Source organism: Cryptosporangium arvum DSM 44712 (assembly GCF_000585375.1).
GTDB classification, from domain to species: domain Bacteria; phylum Actinomycetota; class Actinomycetes; order Mycobacteriales; family Cryptosporangiaceae; genus Cryptosporangium; species Cryptosporangium arvum.
The window spans coordinates 8,756,227-8,778,588 of record NZ_KK073874.1; the positions used below are offsets into that span (position 1 = coordinate 8,756,227).

Consider the following 22,362-nt stretch of genomic DNA (forward strand, 5'->3'; position numbering starts at 1 on the left):
TCGCGGAGGAATTTGACCACAACGGAATGGAGAAAGGAAAGCCGGAACGCAATTTCCGTAGCTCACCATTCACTTCATCAATTCCTCATGAACGGACTTCATGAAATCCTCATGAGGACGGTCACCGAGCGATGCGCGACCAATACGCCGAGCGCTTCGGATAACCAATTACATCTGACGGACACACGAACTCGGTATCGGCTGGCAGGATGAACCGGTGCGCGTACTTGTGGTCGAAGACGAGGCCGAGCTGGGATACGCGGTCGCCGCCGCTTTACGCGGAACCGGCATGGCGGTGGACCTGGTCGGCGACATTCCCCCCGCCGACGAAGCGATCTCGACACATCCCTACAGCTGCGTGGTCTTCGACCGGATGCTCCCGGCCGGCGACAGCATCGGCTACGTGGACGCCCGGCGGCGTGGCGGCTGGTCCACGCCGGTGCTGTTCCTGACCGCACGCGACACCGTCGCCGACCGCGTGGCCGGCTTCACCCACGGCGGCGACGACTACCTGTTGAAGCCGTTCGCGGCGGCGGAGCTCGTCGCGCGGGTGCGCAGCCTGTGCCGACGCACGGCACGCAGCGGCTCGCAGCCCCCGCCGATCGCCCGCGTCGGCGACCTGGAGATCGACGTCCGGCGCCGCCAGATCCGGCGCGCAGGCGTCCTGCTGACGATGACCGCCAAGGAGTTCGCGGTGCTCGAGGCCCTGGCCGCGGCGGACGCCACAGTGGTCAGTCGCTCGCAGCTGATCGAGCACTGCTGGGACTCCGGCACCGAGCCGATGTCCAACGTGGTCGACGTCGTCATCGCGCAACTTCGGCGCAAACTGGGCTTCCCCGCGCTCATCCACACCGTGCGCGGCGCGGGTTACGTGCTCGAGGTACGCCAGCCGGAAGGCGTCTGACCAGCATCCTCACCAATGCACAACGGTGGAATCATCAGCCCATCTGTGCACAACTGGTCACACGGTTTAACATGCTTCCATGGCTCGAGTGTCGTTACCGGGCGTACTAGAAGACGCTCCACCCACCGAGACAACCGAACCCACACCGAACGAAACGTCCAGATCGGGCCGCCATCGGGCGCCCGAGAAGGTGACCGAGAGTCCACGACCGCGGCGCGAGCGCCCGGCGTTCTCGTCGTCACCTGCTGGCCGTGCGTTCCGGGTGACGTTGTGTCTGGCCAGCCTCGTGGGGCTGGCCTATGCGACGGTCATGGTCCTCGGCCTGCACAGACCGACCGGCCAGGAGGCCCTCGGGTTACCCACCCGGCAGTCCGGCGAAGGCGGCCAGGTCGCCACGATCGGACCGATCGACGTCCAGGCCGAGGACGAAGCACTCAGCTCCTCCTCGGCGTCCCCCTCCGCGACCTCGACCCCGTCGACCGCGCCCAACGACGCTTCGCCGTCGCCGGTCGCGGACGAGCCGGCGGGTAACGCCGCGGCACCACCGCCGGCTTCGGACTCGGGCTCCGGCAACGACTCGGCCGGGGCTCCACCGGCCGACGACTCCGCCCCGACCGCCGGATCCGACTCCAGCGGCTCCGAGTCCAGCAGTTCCGGCTCGAGCAGTTCCGGGTCCAGCAGCTCCGACGACGAAGACGACGACCGCGGCAAGCTCATCGACGTCAACCTCCTCGGAATCCGTATCTCGATCTGACGGACGTACACGGCCCGCTGGGAGTGTCGGGACTCCCAGCGGGCCGTGTGCTCACTCAACCCTTGATGGACGTCCAGGCTTGGGTCCAGGCCGAGTAGTCCTTGCACTTCACGTCGGTGCGGCCGTCCAGGCACTGGCTGATCGGCGTCGACCAGTACCAGATCTGCTTGGCGTACGACGCGTCACCGGCGTGGTAGGTCGTGCAGTGGTTCTTGTCCGCGGTGAACGCGCACGCCTTCTCGTTGGCCGGCGACTCCCCGAAGTACTCCGCGACCTGCGCGTTGGCCTTCGGCGACACGATGTGGTCGAGCCACTTGTAGGCGCACGTCTTGTGCTTGGACTTGGAGCTCACCATCCAGGTGTCCGACCAGCCGGTCGCACCCTCGGTGGGCAGCACCGCGTCGACCTTCGCACCCTCGGCCTTCGCCACGTTCGCGATGACCTGCCAGGTCGTGCCGATCACCGAGTCACCGGACTTGAACGCCGAGACTTCCTTCAGGTAGTCCGACCAGTACTCGCCGACGTTCGCCTTCTGCTTCTTCAAAAGGGCGACCGAGGCGTCGAACTGCTTGTCGTCGAGCGCGTACGGGTTCTTGATCCCGAGTTCCGGCTTGGTCTTCATCAGGTACAGCGCGGCATCGGCGATGTAGATCGGCGAGTCGTACGCGGTGACCTTGCCCTTGGTCGCGGCGTTGTCCTCGAACACCGCGCTCCACGACGTCGGCGCCGGCTTGACGACGTCCGTCCGGTACATCAGCAGGTTCGCGCCCCACCCGTGCGGCACCCCGTACGAGACCCCGTCGACGCTGTTCCACTTCTGGTTCTTCAGGAAGTCGAAGACGTCGGCGTAGTTCGGCACCAGGTCGGTCGTCACCGGCTCGACGTCACCGGCGGCGATCAGCCGCAACGACGCGTCACCCGACGCGGAAACCACGTCGTACTGGCCGGTCTTCATGAGGCTGACGGCCTCGTCGGACGTACCGAACACCTTCGCGTTGACCTGGCAGCCGGTCGCCTTCTCGAACGGCGTGACCCAGTCCACCTTCGGGTCGTTCGAGCCGTCCTCGGCGTACCCGGCCCAGGACAGAACGTTCAGCGCGCCCTCGGGCGTCCCGAGCTCCTTCAAGGCCTCCAACTTCGGGGGCTTGAAGCCGGAACCGGAGTCCGACGATTCGGTCTCGTCACTCGTCCCGCAGGCCGCAGCGGACAGCACCAGCGCTGCGACGACAGCACCGGCGAACCTGCGGCTTAACGGACGGATCTTCATCGTGCCTGCCTTCTGCAGAATCTCACTCCTAACGAATAGCGGCACCTCGATGGCTGAGGGGTGCCGCAGCGCGCAACGCCTCCCAACGTCGCGCGGCGCAATTCCACCACAGCCGGAGCGAACGAGGAAGTAGATCCCTCCAGATTGGAAAGAATTGCTTTCCTCATGAATTCTTCATGATGGACGTAATTGCAAAAACCCGAGCCGGTAGGATTGTTGCAGTGAGCAATAGACTGACCTGGCTGTTCGCGGTCGCCGGCGGGACGGCGGTCGGCAACCTGTACTGGGCGCAGCCGCTCCTCGAGTTCATCGCGCGGGACCTGCACTCGTCCCCCGGCACCGCCGGGTGGTTGGTCACCGCGACGCAGATCGGGTACGCGGTGGGCATCCTGCTCGTCGTCCCGCTCGGCGACGTGCTCGACCGCCGCAAGTTGGTGCCGATCATGATGGTGTGCGCCGCCGCCGCGCTCACCGCGTGCGCGCTGGCCCCGTCGCTCGGTGCGCTGCTGGTCGCGATCGCCGCGGTCGGCGTGACGACGGTCTCCGGGCAGATCCTCACTCCGCTCGCCGGTGACCTGGCCGACGACACGAACCGGGGCCGGGTCGTCGGCACGGTCGTCTCCGGCCTGCTGATCGGCATCCTGGTCTCCCGGACGATCAGCGGATTCGTCGCCGACGTCGCCGGCTGGCGCACGATCTTCGCCGCCGCGGCGGTCGTCGCGCTGGTGCTGGCCGGCGTGCTCTACCGGTCGATCCCGGCGCTGCCGCCGAAAGAGCGGCTCCGGTATCCGGCGCTCATCGCCTCGGTGGCGACCGCGGTGGCCCGGGAGCGCGCGGTGCGCTGGACGCTGCTCCTCGGCGCGATCGGCTTCGCGCTGTTCACGATGTTCTGGACGTCGTTGACGTTCCTGCTCAGCGCGCCGCCGTACCGCTACCCGGTGTCGGTGATCGGGCTCTTCGGGCTCGCCGGTCTGGCCGGGGCGCTCGCCGCCCAGCGCGCCGGCCGGCTGCACGACCGCGGCTGGTCGCTCCCGGCCACCGGTATCGCCTGGGTGTTGACGCTCGTCGCGTTCGCGGTGGCCGGGTTCGGCGGCCACTCCGTCGTCGCCGTCCTGGTGGCGATCGTGCTCCTGGACGTGTCCGTCCAGGGGATGCTCATCCTCAACCAGGCCCGGGTGTTCTCGGTCTCGACCTCGGCCCGCAGCCGGCTCAACACCGCGTTCGTGACGAGCAACTTCGTCGGCGGGGCGGTCGGCTCGGCCGGGGCTTCGGTGCTGTGGTCGGCCGGTGGGTGGGCGGCGGTGTCGACGGCCGGCGCGGCGCTGAGCGTCGTCGCCCTGGTGGTCTGGTTGTTCGGACGCCGCGGCGCGCTCGTGGTCAGCGGTGGAACCGACGCAGCGCCGCAAGCGTCGCCGACGGGTTCTCCTCGGGGATGAAGTGGCCGCTCTCGATCGCCTCGCCGGTGACGTCGTCGGCCCACTCGCGCCAGACCGCGAGCGGGTCGTACCACGCGCCGACGGCCCCTCGGGAACCCCACAGCACCTGCACCGGGCAGCCGATCCGACGGCCGGCGGCCCGGTCGGCCTCGTCGGCGGCACGGTCGCACGTCGCCCCGGCGCGGTAGTCCTCGCAGACGGCGTGGATCACCTTCGGGTCGCGGACGTGGCGGGCGTAGTCGTCGATCGCCGCGAACGATCGGAGCGCGCCACCGAACTGGGCGTCGAAGAAGAACCAGTCGGGGTCGGCCGCGATGAGCGTCTCCGGGATCGGCTCCGGCTGCGCCAGCAGCGGCCAGTGCCAGTAGCCCAGCGCGAACCGCGCATCGGCCCGGGCCCACACCTCGGCGGTGGGCACGATGTCGAGCACGCTCAGCCGGCGCACGACGTCGGGGTGGTCCAGCGCGAGCCGGTAGGAGACCCGCCCGCCCCGGTCGTGCCCGACCACGTCGAACCGGTCGAAGCCGAGGTGACGCATCAACGCGACGGCGTCACGCCCCATCGCCCGCTTGCCGTAGGTGGTGTGATCGGCGACCGTGCGCGGCGCGCTGCTGTCCCCGTAGCCCCGCAGGTCGGGCGTCACGACCGTGAAGTCCGCGGCGAGCTCACCGGCGACCGGGTCCCACATCCGGTGGGTCTCCGGGTACCCGTGCAGCAGTAGCAGCGGCGGCCCGTCGCCGCCGTGGCGCACGTTCACCACCACCTCGCCGACATCGACGCGCTCGGTGACGAACCCGTCAGACATGCACGTCCCCCATCTGTCGGGTGCCGACCTGTTGGGTGCCGACGACCGAGAGCAGGCGCAGGGCCTCCTCGGACGGCGAGCCCGGTACCGCGGTGTAGATGACCACCCGCTGATCCCGGTCGGCGATCTCCAGCGCGTCGCAGTTGACGGTCACCGGCCCGACCAGCGGGTGGTGGAACGTCTTGCTCAGCGTCGGGGTGGAGGCGACGTCGTGGGACGCCCACAGCGCCCGGAAGCGCTCGCTGCCCGCGTGCAGTTCGTCCACCAGCGCGCGCACGCCCCGGTCGTCCGGATACCTGGCGACCACCGCCCGTAGCTGCCGGGTCGACGACCGCTCGAACTCCGCAGGGTCGGACACCCCGTAGAGGCGGCCGAGGAACGCCCGCCGGAGCAGGTTGCGCTCCCGGCGCGGCACGGCCGAGAAGTCCTCCATCAGCGCGGCCGCGAGGTCGTTCCAGGCGAGCACCTCGTAGTCCGCGGCGGTCACGAACGCCGCGGAGAGCGGGAGCCGCTCGATCAGGTCGAGGATGCCCGGCCGTACCTCGCGCGGCGGCCCCGGCGGCGACGTGGGCGGCGCACCCGCGAGCTGGTGCAGGTGAGCGCGCTCGGCGTCGGACAACCGCAGCGCCCTGGCCAGACCGCCGAGCACCTCACGCGAGGGCTGTGGGCCGCGGGCCTGTTCGAGCCGGGAGTAGTACTCCGGCGAGATGAACGCCAGGCGCGCCACCTCCTCGCGGCGCAGCCCCGGGGTGCGCCGGCGCCGCCCCGCCGGGAGGCCCACCTCCGCCGGTGCGATCCGCTCGCGTCGGCTGCGCAGGAAGTCCGCCAGTTCGCGTCTGTCCACGCGTCCGAGTGTGCTCCCGGAGACCGCTCGGCAACCAGGTACCGACGGTGCCTGGATGCGCCCCGCCGGTCGAAACAGGCTCGGGCCATGAACCTGCTCGAGAACAAGGTCGCTTTCGTCACCGGCGCCGGCCGGGGCATCGGAGCCGCTGCCGCGCGGCTGTTCGCCCGGGAAGGCGCGCGGGTGCTGCTCGCGGCACGCAGCGAGGACCAGCTGACCGCGGTCACCGACCAGATCCGGGCGGCCGGTGGCACCGCGGACCACGTCCGCTGCGATCTGGCCGACGCCGACGACGTGCGCGCCGCCGTCGACCGCACCGTCGCCACCTACGGGCGGCTCGACGTCGCGTTCAACAACGGGGCGACGATCTCGCCGCCCGGGCCGCTCGACGAGGTGAGCGTCGAGGACTTCGACCGCCTCTACGGCGTCAACCTGCGTGGCCAGTGGTTGGCCATGCGGGCCGAGATCGCCGCGATCCGGGCCACCGCGGGCACCGGGGCGATCGTCAACAACTCGAGTGTCGGCAGCCTGACGGGCAACCCCGCGCTGCCCGCGTACGGCGCGATGAAGCGGGCCGTGAACAGCCTCACCGAGTCGGCGGCCATCTCGTACGGCCCCGAGGGAATCCGGGTCAACGCGATCGCGCCCGGCAACACGCTCACCGCAATGATTCGCACCTGGGAGGCCGAATCACCCGGCCTCCAGGAGCGGCTCGTCGCGTCCACGCCGCTGGGGCGCGGCGCCGACCCGGACGAGATCGCCCAGGCCGCCGCCTGGCTGCTCAGCGACCGGGCGTCGTTCGTGACCGGCGTCGTGCTCCGGGTCGACGGCGGCGCCAGGGCCTAGGCCGTGTCCTGCGAATCCGTGCTCGGCTACGGCTCCGCTCAGCCGCCGCCAGGCCGCGTTGTCGGAGCATCCGGATACAACAGCGGTATCCGGATGCTCCTCCGCCTTGCCTGACGACGCCTGAGCGGTGCCTCGCTGCGAGCGAGATTCGCAGGACACGGCCTAGTCGATCAACGTGCCGTCCATGAAGTGTTCGGCCAGGTCCGGACGGGCGGTCAGGCACTGCAGGCTGGTGAGCCGCCGGTACATCAGCTCCGCGTCCTGCGGTAACGCCGCGGCTGCCCGGCGGCGTGCCTCGGCCAGCCCGTCGAACCGCGCGGCCCGCCGGGCCTCGTCGAATCGCTCGTGGAACTGCTCGGCCAGCCGCACGACTTCCAACGTCACTGCGTAGTCCACCTTCGCTCCTCCCCCAGTGGTCGTCACGGGTACAGAGCCGCGGCAAAGCGGTTTGATACGCCCCACTTGACGGCGCGCCAATCTGGGGGTTACCTCTTTTTAATGGTAACCACCAGAAAGGCGTGACCGTCATGACGAAGTGGTGGGCGCTGGCCGCAGTGAGCACGAGCGTTCTGGTGGTCGGCCTGGACGGCACGGTCCTCTCGGTCGCGCTGCCGACCCTGGCGACCGAACTCGGCGCGTCGCAGACCGACCTGGTCTGGTTCACGTCCGGGTACCTGCTCGTGCTCGCGGCCGCCGTGCTCCCGGTGGGCGTGCTCGGAGATCGCTTCGGCCGGAAAAGGCTGCTGCTGGTATCGCTCCTCGGGTTCGGCGCCGGGTCGGCGATCTGCGCCTACGCGTCGTCGGCCGGCGTGTTCCTCGCCGGCCGGGCGCTCCAGGGCGTCGCGGGCGCCGGGATCACGGTGATGGCGATGTCGGTGCTCGTCGTGCTGTTCGCGGCGGACGAGCGGCCACGGGCCGTCGGCATCTACCAGGCCGCGAACTTCGTCGCCCTGCCGCTGGGGCCCCTGCTCGGCGGGTGGATGCTGGCCCACCTGTGGTGGGGGTGGGTGTTCCTGATCAACGTGCCGATCGTGGCGGTGGCGCTGGCCGTGACGGCGGCACTCGTCCCGGAATCGCAGGCCTCCGAGCGGCCCGGGCTCGACCCGATCGGAAGCCTGACCTGCGCCTGCGGTCTGGTGCTCACGATCGGCGGCACGATCAGAGCCGGTGCGCACGGCTGGGGTGACCCGGCGACCCTGGCGCTGCTGCTCGGAGGCGTCCTGTTCCTCGTCGGCTTCGGCGGGTGGGAGTGGCGTGGTGCGGCGCGGCCGCTGATCGATCACCGGCTGTCGCGGAGCTTCTTCGCCGGCGCCGTGCTCATCGCGATCGCCGGGGTCGCGATGGTCGGGGTGCTGTTCGCTCTGCCCCAGTTCTTCCAGGAGGTGCGGGGCGCCGACACGCTCGGCTCGGGGCTGCGGCTGCTGCCGCTGATCGCGGGGACGGTGGTGGGTGCGGGCACGGCCGCGCCGCTGGCCCGAGCCGTCGGTCGGCGAGCCGCCGTCGTGAGCGGATTCCTCGTCACCGCGGCCGGGCTGCTCACCGGGGCCACCCGCCTCGACCCGGCGGTCGGATGGACCGCACTGCTCGGGGCCGGAACCGGCCTCGCGCTGGCCGCGTCGACGTCCGCTGCGCTCTCCACCCTGGACGCCGAGCGCAGCGGCGTCGGATCCGCCGTCGTTCAGGCGTTCAACAAGGCCAGCGGGCCGTTCGGCGCTGCGCTGTCCGGCAGTGTGCTGATCGCGGTGTACCGGAGCCACGACCTGCCCGCAGGCGCGCGACGCGGGCTCACCGAAGGGCTCCTGGTCGCCGCCGAGCCGGCCCGGGCCGCGTTCGTGGCAGGATTCCGGGTGTCGCTGCTGGTCTCCGCCGGAGTTGCCGTCGTGGGCGCGGTGGCGGCTGCGGCACTGCTTCCCGGCAGATCGGCAGCGGAGCGGAGGAACACCGAGGATGTCGTCCACGGCTGAGCGCCCCCCGCTCGGGCTGCGTGAACGCAAGAAGGCGCGCACCCGGGCCGCGATCCAGACGCACGCGCTGCGCCTGTTCCGCGAGCAGGGTTACCAGTCGACGACCGTCGACCAGATCATCACCGCGGCCGAGGTGTCGGAGACGACGTTCTTCCGGTATTTCCCCACCAAGGAAGACACCGTTCTGCAGGACGACTTCGACCCGATGATCGCGTCCTCGCTACGCGACCAGCCGGCCGCGCTGTCGCCGGTGGCGGCGGTGCGGCGCACGCTCCGCGACCACTTCGAGGCGCGGACGCCCGAGCAGCGCCGGGAGATGCACGAACGGCTCGCGCTTGTGGTCGCCGAGCCCGCGCTGCGTTCGACGATGCTGGTCCAGGCCACCGGCGCGATGCGGCTGATCGAGCAGGCGCTCGCGGCCCGCGCCGGAGCCGATCATGCGGACCTCGCGACCCGCGCGGTGGCCGGTGCGGTGATCGGCGTGTTGCTGGCGGCGGTCGAGGAGTGGAGTGAGGCTCGCGGCGAGCTGCCGCCCATCGTCGACGCGGCGCTCGAGCACTTGGAGAACGGCCTCTCTTCCCACTTCAACGTATAGCGGAGAGGGGGACTTGCGGCAAGACCCGGGTCAGGGCTCACGCTAACGACGTGAATTTCTTGTCTACCAGCGCATTCGACCTGCCCGAGCGCCTCGCGGCCAAGGCCGACCCAGCTCTCATCGCCGACGACGAGAAACACTTCGCGGCCATCGCGGAGAGCCTCGAGGAACTGATCGCCGACCTGACCGAGCGGCTCGGCGTCGCGCTCAAGGCGCCCGGTGGCATCGGTCAGAAGGCCATGGACCGGGACCAGGAGGTCCATCGGCTCAGCGCGCGGCTGCGTACCGTGCGACGGTTCGGCCTGGACCTGTGCCTGGGTCGGGTCGTCCGCGACGACGAGCCCGAGCCGGTGTACGTCGGGCGCCTCGGCCTCACCGACAGCGACGGTCGACGGCTGATGGTCGACTGGCGCTCACCCGCCGCCGAACCGTTCTTCGGCGCGACGCACGCCAACCCGATGGGCCTGGTGAGCCGCCGCCGGTACCGGTGGGCACGCGGCCGGATCAACGACTACTGGGACGAGGTGTTCACGCCCGACGGGCTGGAGGGCCACGCGGCCCTCGACGACCAGTCCGCGTTCATCGCCAGCCTCGGCGGCAACCGATCCGACCGGATGCGCGACGTGCTCGGCACGATCCAATCCGACCAGGACGCGATCATCCGGGCCGGCTCCCGCGGCGCGCTCGTCGTCGACGGCGGTCCCGGCACGGGCAAGACCGTCGTCGCGCTGCACCGCACCGCGTACCTGCTCTACTCCGACCCGAGGCTCGGTTCCCGCCACGGTGGCGTGCTGTTCGTCGGTCCCCACCAGCCCTACCTGGCGTACGTCTCCGACGTGCTGCCGAGCCTCGGTGAGGACGACGTCCAGATCTGCACGCTGCGCGACATGGTCGCCGAGGGGGCGGCCGCTCCCGACGAGACCGATCCCGCCGTGGCCGGGCTCAAAGCGTCGGCCCGGATGGTGAACGCGATCGAGACCGCGGTGCGGTTCTACGAGGAACCGCCGCGCACGGGGACGCGGGTCGCGGTCGAGCGGTCCGAGGTCTGGCTGAGCGCCGAGGACTGGGCCGAGGCGTTCGACGCGGTCGGCCACGGCACCCCGCACAACGAGGCGCGCGGACAGATCTGGGACGAGCTGGTCGAGATCCTGGTCGCGAAGTCGTCCGAGGACAGCCGGGCGGCGCTGGAGCGCAACACCGCGCTCCGGGACGCGCTGAACCGGGCGTGGCCGGTGCTGCACGCCGACGACCTGGTCTCCGACCTCTGGTCGGTCCCCGCTTACCTGCGGAAGTGCGCTCCCTGGCTGAGCGCTCCCGAGGTCCGGCTGCTGCAGCGCGAGGACCCGAAAGCCTGGACGGTCGCCGACCTGCCGCTCCTGGACGCCGCCCGGCAGCGGCTCGGCGACGCGGGCCTCGACCGGCGCCGGCGGCGACGCGACGCCGAGGTGGCCGCGCGGCAGGAGCAGATGGACCAGGTCGTCGATCACCTGGTCGAGGCCGCCGACGACGAGTACGGCTACGGGCTGATGACGATGGTGCGCGGAAGCTTCCAGGGTGTGCTCATCGACGAGACCGGTCTGGTCGTCGCCGAGCCCGACCGGCTCGCCGGGCCGTTCGCGCACGTCGTCGTCGACGAGGCGCAGGAGCTCACCGACGCGGAGTGGCAGATGCTGCTGCTCCGCTGCCCCTCGCGCAGCTTCACGATCGTCGGGGACCGCGCCCAGGCCCGGCACGGGTTCACCGAGTCGTGGGCGGAGCGGCTGACCCGGATCGGCCTCAACCGGATCGACCTGGCCTCGCTGACCATCAACTACCGGACGCCGGAAGAGGTGATGATCGAGGCCGAGCCGGTCATCAGGGCCGCGCTGCCGGACGCCAACGTGCCGACGTCGATCCGGCGCAGCGGCGTCCCGGTGACACACGGTTCGGTCGACGAGCTGGAGTCGATCCTGGCCGAATGGCAGGCGGCGAACGACGACGGGATCGCGTGCGTCATCGGCCACCCCGGCTTCACGGCGACGAGCCGGGTGCGCTCGCTGACACCGGAGCTCGCCAAGGGACTCGAGTTCGACCTGGTCGTGCTCGTCGATCCGGAGTCGTTCGGCACCGGCATCGAAGGCGCGGTCGACCGCTACGTCGCGATGACCAGGGCCACCCAGCGGCTGGTCATGCTCACGAGCTCCTGACCCGCAGCTCCCGCCGGAACTCCGCGACGGCGGGAGAAGCGTCGGCGGCCCGCGTCGCCAGTTCGACGGTGCGGGCCAGTCCGGCCGGTTCGGTGATCTCCAGCAGCCGGAGTCCCGGCTGGGGCGCCGCGGCCGACCGGGGCACCAGGGCCACCCCCAGGCCCGCGGTCACCAGCTCCAGCACCACCGGGTAGCCGGCCGCGCGGCAGGTGATCCGGGGCTCGAAACCGGCCAGCCGCGCGGTCAGCTCGGTGACCGCCTGGAACCCGCGGTCGGGGTAGGTGGCGACCCAGTCGGCGTCGGTGAACGCACGCAGGTCTGCGGTGTGCGCCCCGACCGTCGACGGCGCCGCGAGCAGCAGCGGCTCGGTGTAGAGCGTCGTCGTCCGCAAGCCGTGCGTGTCGGGGGCGGCGAGCAAGTGGTAGCGGTGGGTCACCGCGGCATCGAGCTCGCCGGCCCGCACGGCGGGCAGCGCGTGTTCCGGCTCCAGTTCGGCGAACGAGAGCCGCAGGCGGGGATGGCGGCGGCGCAGCGTACCGAGGACCGGAACGACCAGTCGGCGCGCGGCCGTCGAGAACGACGCGACACGCAACCGCCCGCCGCCGACCGAGCCGGCCGCCGCCACTTCCTGCTCGGCCGTGTCGAGGTCGGTGAGGATGCGCCGGGCGTGTTCGACGAGCAGTTCACCGGCCCCGGTCAGCCGCACGCTCCGGGCCGAGCGTTCCAGCAGCTGCGCGCCGCTCTCCCGTTCCAGCAACGTCAGCTGCTGGGAAGCGGCGGCGGCGCTGCACCCCACCACGGCGGCCGCCCCCGCGATCGAACCGGCGTCCGCGAGCGCGACGAGGACCTGCAGACGACGGGTCGCGAGCATCGGAAAATCTTAGGCTCAGCGCTTCGAGGACACGGTTTCGCCGCGCAGCCACGCGCCCGAGACTGGCACCATGTTCGCCAGCGACAACTACTCCGGCGTGCACCCCTCGGTCCTGGCCGCGATCGCCGCGGCCAACGTCGGCCATCAGGTCAGCTACGGCGGGGACGACCACACCGAGCGGTTGCAGGCCGTCTTCCGGTCCCACTTCGGCGACCACGCCCGGGCCTATCCGGTCTTCAACGGGACCGGCGCCAACGTCGTCGCGCTGCAGGCCGCCGCGGACCGGTGGGCGTCGGTGATCTGCGCGGACACCGCGCACGTCCACGTCGACGAGTGCGGTGCGCCGGAGAAGGTGGCCGGCCTGAAGCTGCTCCCGGTGCCGACCGAGCACGGCAAGCTGACCGTGGCGGCCATCGCGCGGGAAGCACGCGGCTTCGACGACCAGCACCGCGCCCAGCCGCAGGTCGTGTCGCTGGCCCAGCCCACCGAGCTCGGTACCGTCTACACCCCCGACGAGATCCGGACGATCGTCGAGTTCGCCCGCACGAGGAACCTGCGCGTGCACCTGGACGGCGCCCGGCTCGCCAACGCGGCCGCCCACCTCGACCTGCCGTTCCGCGCGTTCACCACCGACGTGGGCGTGGACCTCCTCTCGTTCGGCGGCACGAAGAACGGCCTGCTGCTCGGCGAAGCGGTCGTGGTGCTCACCCCGGGGCTCGACCACGCCCTGGTCCGTTCGCGTAAGGCCTCGATGCAGCTGGCGTCCAAGATGCGCTTTCTCTCGGCGCAGTTCGTCGCGTTGCTCGAGACCGACCTCTGGCGTTCCAACGCCGCGCACGCGAACGCGATGGCGACGCGGCTGCACGAGCGGGTGCGCGACGTACCCGGCCTGCGGGTGAGCCGTCCGGTGCAGTCCAACGCCGTGTTCGCGACGCTCCCGCCGGCCGCCCTCGCGGAGCTGCACCAGCGCTTCCACTTCTACGACTGGGACGAGTCGATCCACGAGGCGCGGTGGATGACGTCGTTCGACACCACCCCGGAGGACGTCGACCGATTTTCGTCGGTGGTGCGGTCCATACTGGCCGCATGCGGGTGAATCGAGTCCTGATCAACCTTCCGGTCGCCGACATCGAGACCTCGAAGACCTTCTACACCGACTTCCTCGGGCTGAGCAGCGAGGAGTTCAACCTGGGCTGGGTCGCCCGGTTCACGTCCCCGGAAACCGGCGCCAACGTGCAGCTGGTGACGCGGGACGCGACCGCGCCGGAGGATTCGGCGTTCTCCGTCCAGGTCGAGGACGTGGAGGCGGCCTACGCCGACGCGCAGGCCCGGGGCTACGAGATCGTGCACCCGCTGACCAGGGAGCCGTGGGGCATCTACCGGTTCTTCGTGCGGACGCCGGACGGCGCGGTGGTCAACATCGCCCAGCACGCGTGACGCTCACGCCCGACCGGGTGGTGCGTGCCGCCGTCGAACTCGCCGACGAGGCCGGGTTCAGCGGTGTGACCGTGTCCGCGGTGGCCCGGCGCCTGGGCGTCCGCACGTCGACGTTGTATTCGCACGTACGGGGCTCCGACGATCTCCGGACACGGATCGCGCTCGTCGCCCTGGCCGAGCTGGCCGATCGCGGCGAAGCCGCGTTGGCCGGCCGGGCGGGGCGGGACGCGCTCGTCGCGCTGGCCGACGTGTACCGCGATTACGCGCGTGAGCATCCCGCGCGGTACGAGGCGGCCCGGACGAGGCTCGATCCGGAGACGGCCGCGGCCAGCGCCGGGCCGCGGAACGCGGAGATGATCAGGGCGATCCTGCGTGGGTACGACCTGTCCGAACCTGACCAGACCCACGCGGTCCGGCTGCTGGGCAGCGTCTTCCACGGCTATCCGAGCCTGGAGTCGGCCGGTGCGTTCGCGCACAGCTCCCCCGGCTCGGAGGAGTCGTGGACACGCATTCACGACGCGCTCGACGCTCTGCTGCGGAACTGGCCTAGATGAGCTTCTTCTGCGCCCGCACGACCTCGCGGGAGGTCGGGTCGAGCGACCGGCACACCAGCCGGTCGGTGACCTGGGCGCGCTTCGGGTAGGAGCCGGCCACGGTGGCGGTGGGTCGGATCGAAACGCCGGCGCGTCGGGTGAGGAGGCAACGGATCTCGGTGATCGACATGCCTCCAGCCTCGCCGCCGACGAGGCTGAGCACCTGAGTAGTTCTGCGGGATCAAGCGGAGCGACGGAACCCCCAGCCGACGAGCGCCCCGGCCACCCCGGTGAGCACCAGCCCCGCCACCGTCACCGCCGCGCGGAACTGCGCGGTCTGCCCGGCGCTCCACCCCGTGGTGGCGATGCTCCCGGTGAACATCGCGGCCAGGATCGTCCCGGCGGCCGCGATGCCGACGCCGGTGGTGACCTCGCTGGCCGTGTCGACCAGCGCCGCGCCGGTCGTGGTGCGGTCCTCCGGTAGCCCGCGGAGCACGTTGACGCCGGCCACCACCCCGACGACCCGCATTCCCGCCGCCACCAGCACCAGCGCGAGCGCCACCCACGCGTAGCCGAACCGGCCCAGCACCGCGTAGACCGCGAGCCCGACCACGACCGCACCGGCGCTGAGCCAGGCCGCCCGGGCCAGGCCGAGCTTCTCCATCAGCGGGCGGACCAGCACACCGCCCGCGATCAGCACGACGACCTGCGGCAGCATCCCGAGCGCGGCGGCGCCGGGCGACCAGCCCCAGTCGAGCTGCAGTTGCAACGTCACCAGGTATCCGAGGCCGGCGGTCGCGAGCCCGGCCGCCGCCTTGAACGCCAGGCCACTGGAGACCAGCGGCCGCGCGACCAGGTGCAGGTCGAGGAGCGGGTACTCAGCGAGGCGCTCACGCCGCACGAAGAGCACCGCGGCGGCCAGCGCCCCGACGGTGATCGCCGACGCCCCGGCGGTGTCGCCGCTCACGAACAGCGTCGGCGCGACCAGCGCGAGCACGATCGTCACCGTCCCGAGTGCCGCGCCGGCCACGTCGATCGGGTCCCGGTGCAGTTCGGCCGGGTCGTCCGCGGTGATGCCGAACCGCACCCCGACGATCGCCAGCACCGCGATCGGCACGTTCACCAGCAACAGCGCCTGCCAGGGCGCGACCGCGAGCACGAGCCCGCCCACCGTCGGGCCGACCGCGAGGCCGACCAGCCCCACCGTCGAGATGAGCGTCGTCGCGCGTACGCGCAGCGCGTCCGCCGGGAACAGCCGGAACGCCAGCGCGAGCGAGCCGGGCGTGGTCATCGCGGCCGCGACGCCCATCGCCGCCCGCACCGCGATCAGCTGCTCGGCCGTGCCGACGAACACGGTCGCGAGGCTCGCGACCCCGAGCAGCACCAGGCCGACGATCATGACCAGCCGCCGCCCGTACCGGTCGGCGACCGCACCGAACGCCAGCATCAGCCCGCCGAACACGACGGCGTAGGCACCGGTGACCCACTGCAGCGCGGTCGTCGAGGCGTGCAGCTCGCGACCGATCGTGGGCAGTGCGACGTTGAGGATCGAGTTGTCGAGCATCTCGACGAGGAACACCGCGGACAGCCCGGTGAGGGCCAACCACGCGGCGCGCAAGGAAGACTTACCGTGAGCCATGGCCACTAAGTTAAGTCACTAAGTTTAGTGACACAAGAGATCGGGGTCACATGCCCAGGACCAGCGAGCGCGGCGGGCCCCGGACCCGTGCCCGGATCTCCGAGGTCGCGACCCGCCTGTTCCTCGAGCGAGGGTTCGACGAGGTCACCGTCGCCGAGGTCGCCCGCGAGGCCGGCGTCTCGAGCGTCACCGTCTTCAAGCACTTCCCGCGCAAGGAGGACCTCCTCCTGGACCGCACGGACGACGCCACCGAACTGCTGCGCGCCGCCGCCGGGGCCGGCCCGGACGTGTTGGCCGCGCTGCGCGAGACGACGCTGCGCCTGGCCGACGAGCGGCACGCGCTCTCCGGGCTCGCCGAGGGCTCGGTCCCGTTCTTCCGCACGATCGCGGCGTCGCCGGCGCTCGTCGCCCGTACCCGGGAGATCGCCGCGGAACTGCAGCGCACGCTGGAGAACGAACTCCCCGGCGACGCGACGCTGCTGGCCGCGTTCTTCGTCGCCGGCTACGGCACGGTGCTGGTGGGGACCGCGCGCCGCCTGATCGCCGGGGACCCACCGCACGCCGTGGCCGACGACCACCGGGCCCGGGTGGAGAACCTATTCGACGCGCTCCGCCACGGGGTATGAGTGAGCCACCGCGTCCAGCGCCGCGCGGAGGTCGTCGATCGGCAGGTGCCCGAAGCCGACCCGGAACACCCGGTCGTCCTCGCCGAACCAAGAGCCGGGGGCGACCCGGGCGTCGAACGTGGCCAGCCGCTCGTAGAAGTCACCGACCGGCCCCGGGAGACGCACGCAGCACAGCGCGCCCCCGTCCGGCACCACGAGCTCGAACCGCTGTTCACGCGACCAGCGAACCACCTCGTCGAGGCCTCGGCGGAGGTGTTCCGTACGCGCCGCGAGGATCGGCTCCCGGCGTCGGAACACCTCGGTCGCGAGGTACTCGTCCACGTTCGAGCACGCGACCGTGGTCAGGAACTTCAGCTCGCGCAGCCGCTCGTAGAGCTCCGGGTCGGTGGTCGTCAGCCAGCCGATGCGCAGGCCGGGAGCCCCGTGCGCCTTCGAGAGCGACGAGCACGTGACGACGCGCGGCGAGAGCCCCGCGGTCGACGGCGGCACGAGCCCGTCGTACGTCGAGGCGCGGTACGTCTCGTCGATGAGCACCACCGCGTCCGGCGCGTACTCGGTGACCTCGGCCAGGAGCCGGCGCAGCTCGGCGTCGGTGAACCGCACCCCGGAGGGGTTCTGCGGTGACGCCAGCGAGACCAGGCGCGTCTGCGGGGTGAGCGCCGCCGCGATCGGCGGCAGCCGGTACCCGTCGTCGAACGAGAGCTTCACGACGTCGACCTCGGCCCCGACCGCCTCGGGTGCCGACCGGGCCGGCGGGAAGCACGGCGTCACCAGCAGGACCCGCCCGCCGACGACCTGGGCCAGCAGGAACATCGCCTCGATCCCGCCGACCGTCACCAGTACCTGGTCGGGCCGGACCCCGGAGTCGGCGGCGATCAGCTCGCGCAACTGCTCGCTCCCCGGTGAGGTTCCGTAGCCGAGCGTCAGATCGGGGAGCACGCCCAGCTCGCCGGTGGTCAGCGGCGGGCACGTGCTCTCGGCGAGGTCGTAGCGGACCGTCTCGTCGATGAGCGAAAGCATCGGGCTGGTCATGCCCTCGATGATCCGAGCCCGTTCCGCCGCCCGGCAGAGCCAATGGCGCTAAATTGGTTCGCCGATGGAGCCAATCAAGCTGGTGGAGCGCCTGGGCCGGTGGTCGTCCGGGCGCGGCCCGCTGTACCTGCTGCTCGCCGCGCGGATCCGGACCCTCGTCGACGAGGGCGAGCTTCCACCCGGCACCCGGTTGCCGGCCGATCGTGCCCTCGCGGTGGCGCTCGCAGTCGGCCGCACCACGGTGGTCGCGGCCTACGACCAGCTCTCGGTCGAAGGCCGCATCGTGCGCAGGCAGGGCAGCGGCACCCGGGTGGCCGGACCTCCGGCCGAGTCCATGCGGTCCACCACCGACTCGCCCGGCTTCCTGCACCTGCTCGAACCACGCGACGGCGTGATCCTGCTGGCGTGCGCCGCACCCCACGCACCACCCCCGGAGCTCCTCGACGCGTACGAGCGCACGCTGCCGGCGCTGGCCGGGACCGTCGACATCGGCTACCACCCGACCGGGTTGCCCCGGCTGCGCCGGACGATCGCCGCCCGCTACGCCGGCCGCGGTCTCCCCACCGAACCCGAACAGATCCTGGTCACCACCGGTGGGCAGCAGGCGCTGTCGCTGATCGCCCGGGCCCTGCTGCGCCCGGGCGACCGCGTCGTCGTCGAGACCCCGACCTACCCCGGGGCGCTCGAGGCGTTCCGCGAGGAAGCCGCCGTCGTGCGCGGGCTGCCGATCGGCCTGCCCGGGTTGCGCTCGGCGGTGTCCGAGCTGCGTCCGGCGTTCGTCTACACGATTCCCAGCTTCCACAACCCCACCGGCGCGGTGCTGTCCGAGCCTGCCCGGCGGCAGTTGGTCCGGGAAGCGGCCGGCACCGTCCTCGTCGAGGACGAGGTCCACGTCGACCTGGGCTTTCCCGGCGAGCCCCCGCCGCCGCCACCGCTGGCGGCCCGCGCCGAGGGAGTGCTCACGATCGGCTCGCTGAGCAAGATCGCCTGGGGTGGCCTGCGGGTCGGCTGGCTGCGTGCACCGGCCCCGATGATCAACCGGCTGGCCCGGCTGCGGGCGGTCCACGACCTCGGCGGCAACGTTCCCGCCCAGCTCGCCGCGGCGGAACTACTGCCCCGGTTGGACGCGCTGTGCGAGCGCAGTGCGTCGCGCCGCCGGGACGGACACGACCATCTGCGCGCCGAACTCGCCCGCGCGCTCCCCGGCTGGCACGCCCCGGCCGTCCGGGGTGGCCAGACGCTCTGGATCCGCCTGCCGCGCGGGGACGGCGGGTCGTTCGCCCAGGCCGCGCTGCGCCACGGCGTCGCCGTGCTGCCCGGCGCCGGCCTCGACGCGACCGGCGGCAGCACGGAGTACGTCCGCCTGCACTTCCTCGCGCCGCACGCCGAGCTGACCGAGGCCGTCCGACGCCTCGCCGCCGCCTGGCAGGCCTACGACCCGTCGTCCGGACGCCCCGCCGGACCACCGCCGCTGGCGGTCTGAGCTACGCGGACTCCTCTTCCTCACCGAAGTAGCCGCGCCGCACCGGACGCACGTCGCCGCGGCGCCCCACCCAGCCGACGCCCGGCTCGAGCCGCCGGATCAGCGTCGCCGGCGCTCCCCCGACGACGCAGTGGTCCTCGACCTCGCCGCGCACCACCGAACCGGCCGCGACCACGGCGTTCCGCCCGATCGTGGTGCCGGGCAGGATGATCGCGCCGTGCCCGACCCAGGAGCCCGATCCGATCCGCACCGGCAAGTGGTCGCCGAACTGGTTGCCGATCGGCAGGTCCGGGTCGAGGTACCCGTGGCTGGCGTCGCAGACGAACACGTCCTGCCCGAACCACACGTCGTCGCCGAGCTCGATCAGCTCGTGCGCGACCAGGCCGGACCGGTCACCGATCACGCACCGGTCGCCGATCACCAGCCCACGCTCGGGAATGCCGGGGAAGTCCGGCCAGTAGCCGACCGAGAGCGTCACCTGACGGCCGACGATGACCCCGGAGCCGATGTGGATCGACCGCGTGTTCATCAGCGTCGCCGACGGGAAACCGATGCTGGAGTGCGCTCCGAAGCTGCCGAAACCCGCGGCGGCGCGGGTACCGGGCGTCACCTTGCCGATCTGGTCGAGCCAGCGCCACCCCGCCAGCACGCCCCGGTTCAGCAACGATTTGATGCCGATGTTCACCCACGGAGGTTAAGCGGTCAGCGTGCCGCGTGCAGCGGGATCCCCACCTCCTGGTCGCTGGGGGCCCTGGCCGCGATCACCGGAGCGGACGCGCTGGGCGGCCGGCGCTTCCCCGGACGCGCCAGCGAGTACGCGACCGCGAGCCCCGCCGTCACCGTGGACGCCATGACGAACAGCAGCACGGCCGGCGGCAGCGCGTACCAGTGGTAAATGGCCCGCACGCCGATGTCGAGAGCCGACACCCCCGACGCCGACCGCGGCGCCCAGAACAGTTCGAGCACCGAGCGCAGGTAGAGCAACTGCAGGCCGACCGCGACGACGAGGACGGCGAGCGGCACGCACCAGCGCACCCGGTCACGCAGCCGGGCCGCCGCCGCGACCGCCACCACGCCCAGGCCAACGAGCCCGCCGTACAGGTAGCGCCCCTGCATTCCGCTGTAGAGGTTGCGCTCGGTGACGAAGTTGGCCCACGTCCCGCTTGCGACGATTAGGAACAGGCCGACGACCGGCACCAGCAGCAGCAACGTCGTCGACCGCGCGAGCGTGCGCAGCGCCAGCGTGACCAGCACGGCCAGCACGACGAGGGCGATCGCGAGCCAGGCCGCCTTCCACGACACGTCGTGCAGCCGGCGGCCCGACTGGTCCTGCATGAAGAACAGGGTGCCGACGCGCTCGACGAGGTTGTGCAGCCAGAGCGCCCCGCCGTCCGACCAACCGTAGCGGGCGACCACCTCGGTCGGCTCCGACGTCCGGCCGTCCGGCTGGATCGAGCCGTAGGTCAGCTTGTTGTGCGCCCACCACAGCGCTCCGGGAGCGCTGGTCACCCACGCGATCACCAGTGACGTCGACGCGGCCCGGCGGTCGTAGCGGCGGGCGGCGACCAGGTACACCAACCCGATCCAGGCCGGTAGCAGCAGCGCGAAGCCCTTGGTGAGCAGGGCCAGCGTGGTGAGCACGCCGATCCAGAGCGCGGTGCGCCGGGACGTGTCCCCGGTCAGCACCCGCGCCACCAGCCAGGTCACCGCGGCCATCAGCACGACGAGCAGGTTGTCGTTGTTGATCGCCGACTCGTTGCGCGTCAGCTCCGGAATCGCGAGCGGGACGAGAGCGGCGGCGACCGGCAGCGGTCGCGGTAGTCGCAGCCGGCGCGCGGTCGCCCACAGCAGCAGCGGCAGCGCCGCGGTGAGCAGCGCGTTCCACCAGCGCAAGAGCAGGTAGACGCGGTCGAACGGGACGTCCTCCCAGCCCGGGATCGCGGACAGGAACGCGGCGCCGGTGAGGTAGTAGAGCGGCGGGTGCTGGATCAGCTGGTTGAACGACGGTCCGGTCTCGGCCCCACCCGCGTCCACATACGACGCCCGGTCGTCGCGTTCCGGCACGGCCCGGTCGGGCAGGTGCATCCGCTCCGGCGCCCGGGTGGAGGTCGTGAAACCGCCGGCCCGGCTGCCCTTCGACACGTCCAGCTCACCCGGCCCCGGCCAGGGCCAGGCCTTTCCCTGCTCCACCATGACGATGAGGTCGGCGTGCTGCCGCTCGTCGGGCGCGCGGAAGTTGGGGAAGACGGCGGTCTGGCACAGCACGATCGCCAGATGCAGGGCGACGATCCCCCACACGACCCGCGGCACGCCAGCAAACCGGTTGATAACGGAAAACACGGGCGGAACTTAACCCGAACACCGCCCGCGATTCCGGAGGCTTCGAGCGTGTCCGCCCGCTACCGCCCCAGCAGCGCGTCGGCGACGAGATCGGGCGCGGTGAGGAGCGCCTCGTGACCACCGGGTACGAGGACGGGCTCCACACCCGCCCGCGCCGCGAGTTCCGCACCCGGCGCGGCCAGCGCCCGGTCGTCGGCCGCCAGCACGTAACCGACCGGCACCCCCAGCCCGGGAACGTCGACGGACTCGAGCGCGTCGAGCATGTACCCACCGGGCTGCGGGACCAACTGCTCGAAGACCAGCCGCTGCAGCGCCTCGGGCTCGCCGGGCATCAGCGAGGCCTGGAACGACTCGAAGTCGACGCTGATCGTGCGGTCCGCGGCCGACTCGATCGACGTCCGCAGGAACGCACCGACCTCGGGGCCCATCGCGTCGGCCATCGACTCCCCGGCGCGGGGGATGAAAGCGCTGAAGAAGTCCAGCCGGGCCAGCCGCTTACGCAGCCGCTCGGCGGCGGCCACCACCGGGATACCGCCCCAGCTGTGGCCGACCAGCACGACGTCGACCAGGTCCCTGCGCTCCACCTCGTCGACGAGGAAGTCGACCGCGTCCGCGAGCCGTAACCGGCCGGAGTCCTCCCCCAGCGACAGGCCGGGCATCGTCAGCGCGGTGACGCCGTGACCCGCAGCTCGTACCCGGCGAGCCACCGGGTGCCAGGCCCAGCCACCGTGCCACGCACCGGGCACGAAGACGTACTGCATGATCGGCTCCTCGATATAGGTAGGCATATTCACCAGAGT

General features: G+C 71.6%; 23 protein-coding genes. 11 read left to right on the forward strand and 12 right to left on the reverse strand.

Going from position 1 to position 22,362, the window contains the following annotated elements; all coding sequences use genetic code 11:
- The first annotated feature begins 217 nt into the window (after positions 1 to 217).
- A complete protein-coding gene (locus CRYAR_RS39945; protein WP_035858605.1) occupies positions 218 to 904 on the forward strand; it encodes a response regulator transcription factor in 687 nt (228 codons plus the stop codon).
- A 297-nt stretch (positions 905 to 1,201) separates the two neighbouring features.
- On the opposite strand, the gene CRYAR_RS47835 is transcribed toward CRYAR_RS39945, so the two are convergent.
- Both CRYAR_RS47835 and CRYAR_RS39955 read right to left on the reverse strand, forming a co-directional pair.
- Complete coding sequence (locus CRYAR_RS47835; RefSeq protein WP_157018453.1) at positions 1,202 to 1,621, reverse strand: hypothetical protein; 420 nt, start codon at positions 1,619 to 1,621, stop codon at positions 1,202 to 1,204.
- A 92-nt stretch (positions 1,622 to 1,713) separates the two neighbouring features.
- Positions 1,714 to 2,925 carry an ABC transporter substrate-binding protein gene (locus tag CRYAR_RS39955; RefSeq protein ID WP_035858608.1) on the reverse strand — a complete coding sequence of 404 codons (1,212 nt, stop codon included), beginning with the start codon at positions 2,923 to 2,925 and terminating at the stop codon, positions 1,714 to 1,716.
- 221 nt (positions 2,926 to 3,146) lie between these two features.
- On the opposite strand from CRYAR_RS39955, the gene CRYAR_RS39960 reads away from it, so the two are divergent.
- Positions 3,147 to 4,361, forward strand: coding sequence for an MFS transporter (locus tag CRYAR_RS39960; RefSeq protein ID WP_211247871.1), 1,215 nt, complete (start codon positions 3,147 to 3,149; stop codon positions 4,359 to 4,361).
- Here the strand turns inward: CRYAR_RS39960 and CRYAR_RS39965 are convergent.
- Together CRYAR_RS39965 and CRYAR_RS39970 are read right to left on the reverse strand one after the other, a co-directional pair.
- Positions 4,303 to 5,166: an alpha/beta fold hydrolase gene (locus CRYAR_RS39965; protein WP_035858609.1), complete on the reverse strand. Its 864-nt coding sequence runs from the start codon at positions 5,164 to 5,166 to the stop codon at positions 4,303 to 4,305. The two genes, CRYAR_RS39960 and CRYAR_RS39965, sit on opposite strands and share 59 nt — an antisense overlap.
- Entirely contained in the window at positions 5,159 to 6,010 is an 852-nt protein-coding gene (locus tag CRYAR_RS39970) for a helix-turn-helix transcriptional regulator (RefSeq protein WP_035858610.1), read from the reverse strand. Before CRYAR_RS39970 ends, CRYAR_RS39965 begins: the two co-directional genes overlap by 8 nt.
- Before the next feature lie 87 nt (positions 6,011 to 6,097).
- Between CRYAR_RS39970 and CRYAR_RS39975 the strand changes: the two genes are divergently transcribed.
- Complete coding sequence (locus tag CRYAR_RS39975; RefSeq protein ID WP_051571650.1) at positions 6,098 to 6,856, forward strand: SDR family NAD(P)-dependent oxidoreductase; 759 nt, start codon at positions 6,098 to 6,100, stop codon at positions 6,854 to 6,856.
- Between the two features lie 162 nt (positions 6,857 to 7,018).
- Here CRYAR_RS39975 and CRYAR_RS39980 read toward each other — a convergent pair whose 3' ends face one another.
- Positions 7,019 to 7,252, reverse strand: coding sequence for a hypothetical protein (locus tag CRYAR_RS39980; protein WP_157018455.1), 234 nt, complete (start codon positions 7,250 to 7,252; stop codon positions 7,019 to 7,021).
- Positions 7,253 to 7,383: 131 nt separating this feature from the next.
- Between CRYAR_RS39980 and CRYAR_RS39985 the strand changes: the two genes are divergently transcribed.
- Genes CRYAR_RS39985 through helR form a run of 3 tightly spaced genes read left to right on the forward strand, consistent with a single transcriptional unit; the run spans position 7,384 to position 11,601 of the window.
- Positions 7,384 to 8,820 carry an MFS transporter gene (locus CRYAR_RS39985; RefSeq protein WP_035869815.1) on the forward strand — a complete coding sequence of 479 codons (1,437 nt, stop codon included), beginning with the start codon at positions 7,384 to 7,386 and terminating at the stop codon, positions 8,818 to 8,820.
- Positions 8,804 to 9,415, forward strand: coding sequence for an acyl-CoA-like ligand-binding transcription factor (locus CRYAR_RS39990; RefSeq protein ID WP_035858614.1), 612 nt, complete (start codon positions 8,804 to 8,806; stop codon positions 9,413 to 9,415). The genes CRYAR_RS39985 and CRYAR_RS39990 overlap by 17 nt, the downstream gene beginning before the upstream one ends.
- Before the next feature lie 50 nt (positions 9,416 to 9,465).
- Positions 9,466 to 11,601, forward strand: coding sequence for an RNA polymerase recycling motor ATPase HelR (gene helR, locus CRYAR_RS39995; protein ID WP_035858617.1), 2,136 nt, complete (start codon positions 9,466 to 9,468; stop codon positions 11,599 to 11,601).
- Here the strand turns inward: helR and CRYAR_RS40000 are convergent.
- On the reverse strand, positions 11,588 to 12,472 hold the full coding sequence (locus tag CRYAR_RS40000) for a LysR family transcriptional regulator (protein ID WP_051571652.1): 885 nt from the start codon (positions 12,470 to 12,472) through the stop codon (positions 11,588 to 11,590). The genes helR and CRYAR_RS40000 overlap by 14 nt on opposite strands.
- A gap of 70 nt (positions 12,473 to 12,542) precedes the next feature.
- On the opposite strand from CRYAR_RS40000, the gene CRYAR_RS40005 reads away from it, so the two are divergent.
- From CRYAR_RS40005 to CRYAR_RS40015, 3 genes are read left to right on the forward strand one after another with little or no spacing between them, the layout of a single operon-like run.
- Positions 12,543 to 13,568 (forward strand): threonine aldolase family protein, encoded by a 1,026-nt coding sequence (locus CRYAR_RS40005; RefSeq protein ID WP_051571654.1) that lies wholly within the window; start codon positions 12,543 to 12,545, stop codon positions 13,566 to 13,568.
- Positions 13,559 to 13,909 carry a VOC family protein gene (locus CRYAR_RS40010; protein WP_035858619.1) on the forward strand — a complete coding sequence of 117 codons (351 nt, stop codon included), beginning with the start codon at positions 13,559 to 13,561 and terminating at the stop codon, positions 13,907 to 13,909. Before CRYAR_RS40005 ends, CRYAR_RS40010 begins: the two co-directional genes overlap by 10 nt.
- Complete coding sequence (locus tag CRYAR_RS40015) at positions 13,906 to 14,463, forward strand: TetR/AcrR family transcriptional regulator (protein ID WP_035858622.1); 558 nt, start codon at positions 13,906 to 13,908, stop codon at positions 14,461 to 14,463. Before CRYAR_RS40010 ends, CRYAR_RS40015 begins: the two co-directional genes overlap by 4 nt.
- On the opposite strand, the gene CRYAR_RS40020 is transcribed toward CRYAR_RS40015, so the two are convergent.
- Both CRYAR_RS40020 and CRYAR_RS40025 read right to left on the reverse strand, forming a co-directional pair.
- Entirely contained in the window at positions 14,456 to 14,632 is a 177-nt protein-coding gene (locus tag CRYAR_RS40020; RefSeq protein WP_157018457.1) for a hypothetical protein, read from the reverse strand. The two genes, CRYAR_RS40015 and CRYAR_RS40020, sit on opposite strands and share 8 nt — an antisense overlap.
- Positions 14,633 to 14,683: 51 nt before the next feature.
- Positions 14,684 to 16,081, reverse strand: a complete 1,398-nt coding sequence (locus tag CRYAR_RS40025; RefSeq protein WP_035869825.1) for an MFS transporter — start codon at positions 16,079 to 16,081, stop codon at positions 14,684 to 14,686.
- Between the two features lie 50 nt (positions 16,082 to 16,131).
- Between CRYAR_RS40025 and CRYAR_RS40030 the strand changes: the two genes are divergently transcribed.
- A complete protein-coding gene (locus tag CRYAR_RS40030) occupies positions 16,132 to 16,707 on the forward strand; it encodes a TetR/AcrR family transcriptional regulator (protein WP_035858625.1) in 576 nt (191 codons plus the stop codon).
- Here CRYAR_RS40030 and CRYAR_RS40035 read toward each other — a convergent pair.
- Positions 16,678 to 17,739 (reverse strand): pyridoxal phosphate-dependent aminotransferase, encoded by a 1,062-nt coding sequence (locus CRYAR_RS40035; RefSeq protein WP_211247872.1) that lies wholly within the window; start codon positions 17,737 to 17,739, stop codon positions 16,678 to 16,680. The genes CRYAR_RS40030 and CRYAR_RS40035 overlap by 30 nt on opposite strands.
- A 64-nt stretch (positions 17,740 to 17,803) precedes the next feature.
- On the opposite strand from CRYAR_RS40035, the gene CRYAR_RS40040 reads away from it, so the two are divergent.
- Positions 17,804 to 19,222, forward strand: a complete 1,419-nt coding sequence (locus CRYAR_RS40040; protein ID WP_035858628.1) for an aminotransferase-like domain-containing protein — start codon at positions 17,804 to 17,806, stop codon at positions 19,220 to 19,222.
- A gap of 1 nt (position 19,223) precedes the next feature.
- On the opposite strand, the gene CRYAR_RS50465 is transcribed toward CRYAR_RS40040, so the two are convergent.
- The 3 genes from CRYAR_RS50465 to CRYAR_RS40055 form a co-directional block, all read right to left on the reverse strand.
- Positions 19,224 to 19,907, reverse strand: a complete 684-nt coding sequence (locus tag CRYAR_RS50465) for an acyltransferase (RefSeq protein WP_035858630.1) — start codon at positions 19,905 to 19,907, stop codon at positions 19,224 to 19,226.
- Positions 19,908 to 19,924: 17 nt separating this feature from the next.
- Positions 19,925 to 21,532 (reverse strand): DUF2142 domain-containing protein, encoded by a 1,608-nt coding sequence (locus tag CRYAR_RS40050; RefSeq protein ID WP_035858633.1) that lies wholly within the window; start codon positions 21,530 to 21,532, stop codon positions 19,925 to 19,927.
- Positions 21,533 to 21,621: 89 nt separating this feature from the next.
- Positions 21,622 to 22,350, reverse strand: a complete 729-nt coding sequence (locus CRYAR_RS40055; protein WP_211247873.1) for an alpha/beta hydrolase — start codon at positions 22,348 to 22,350, stop codon at positions 21,622 to 21,624.
- Positions 22,351 to 22,362 lie beyond the last annotated feature (12 nt).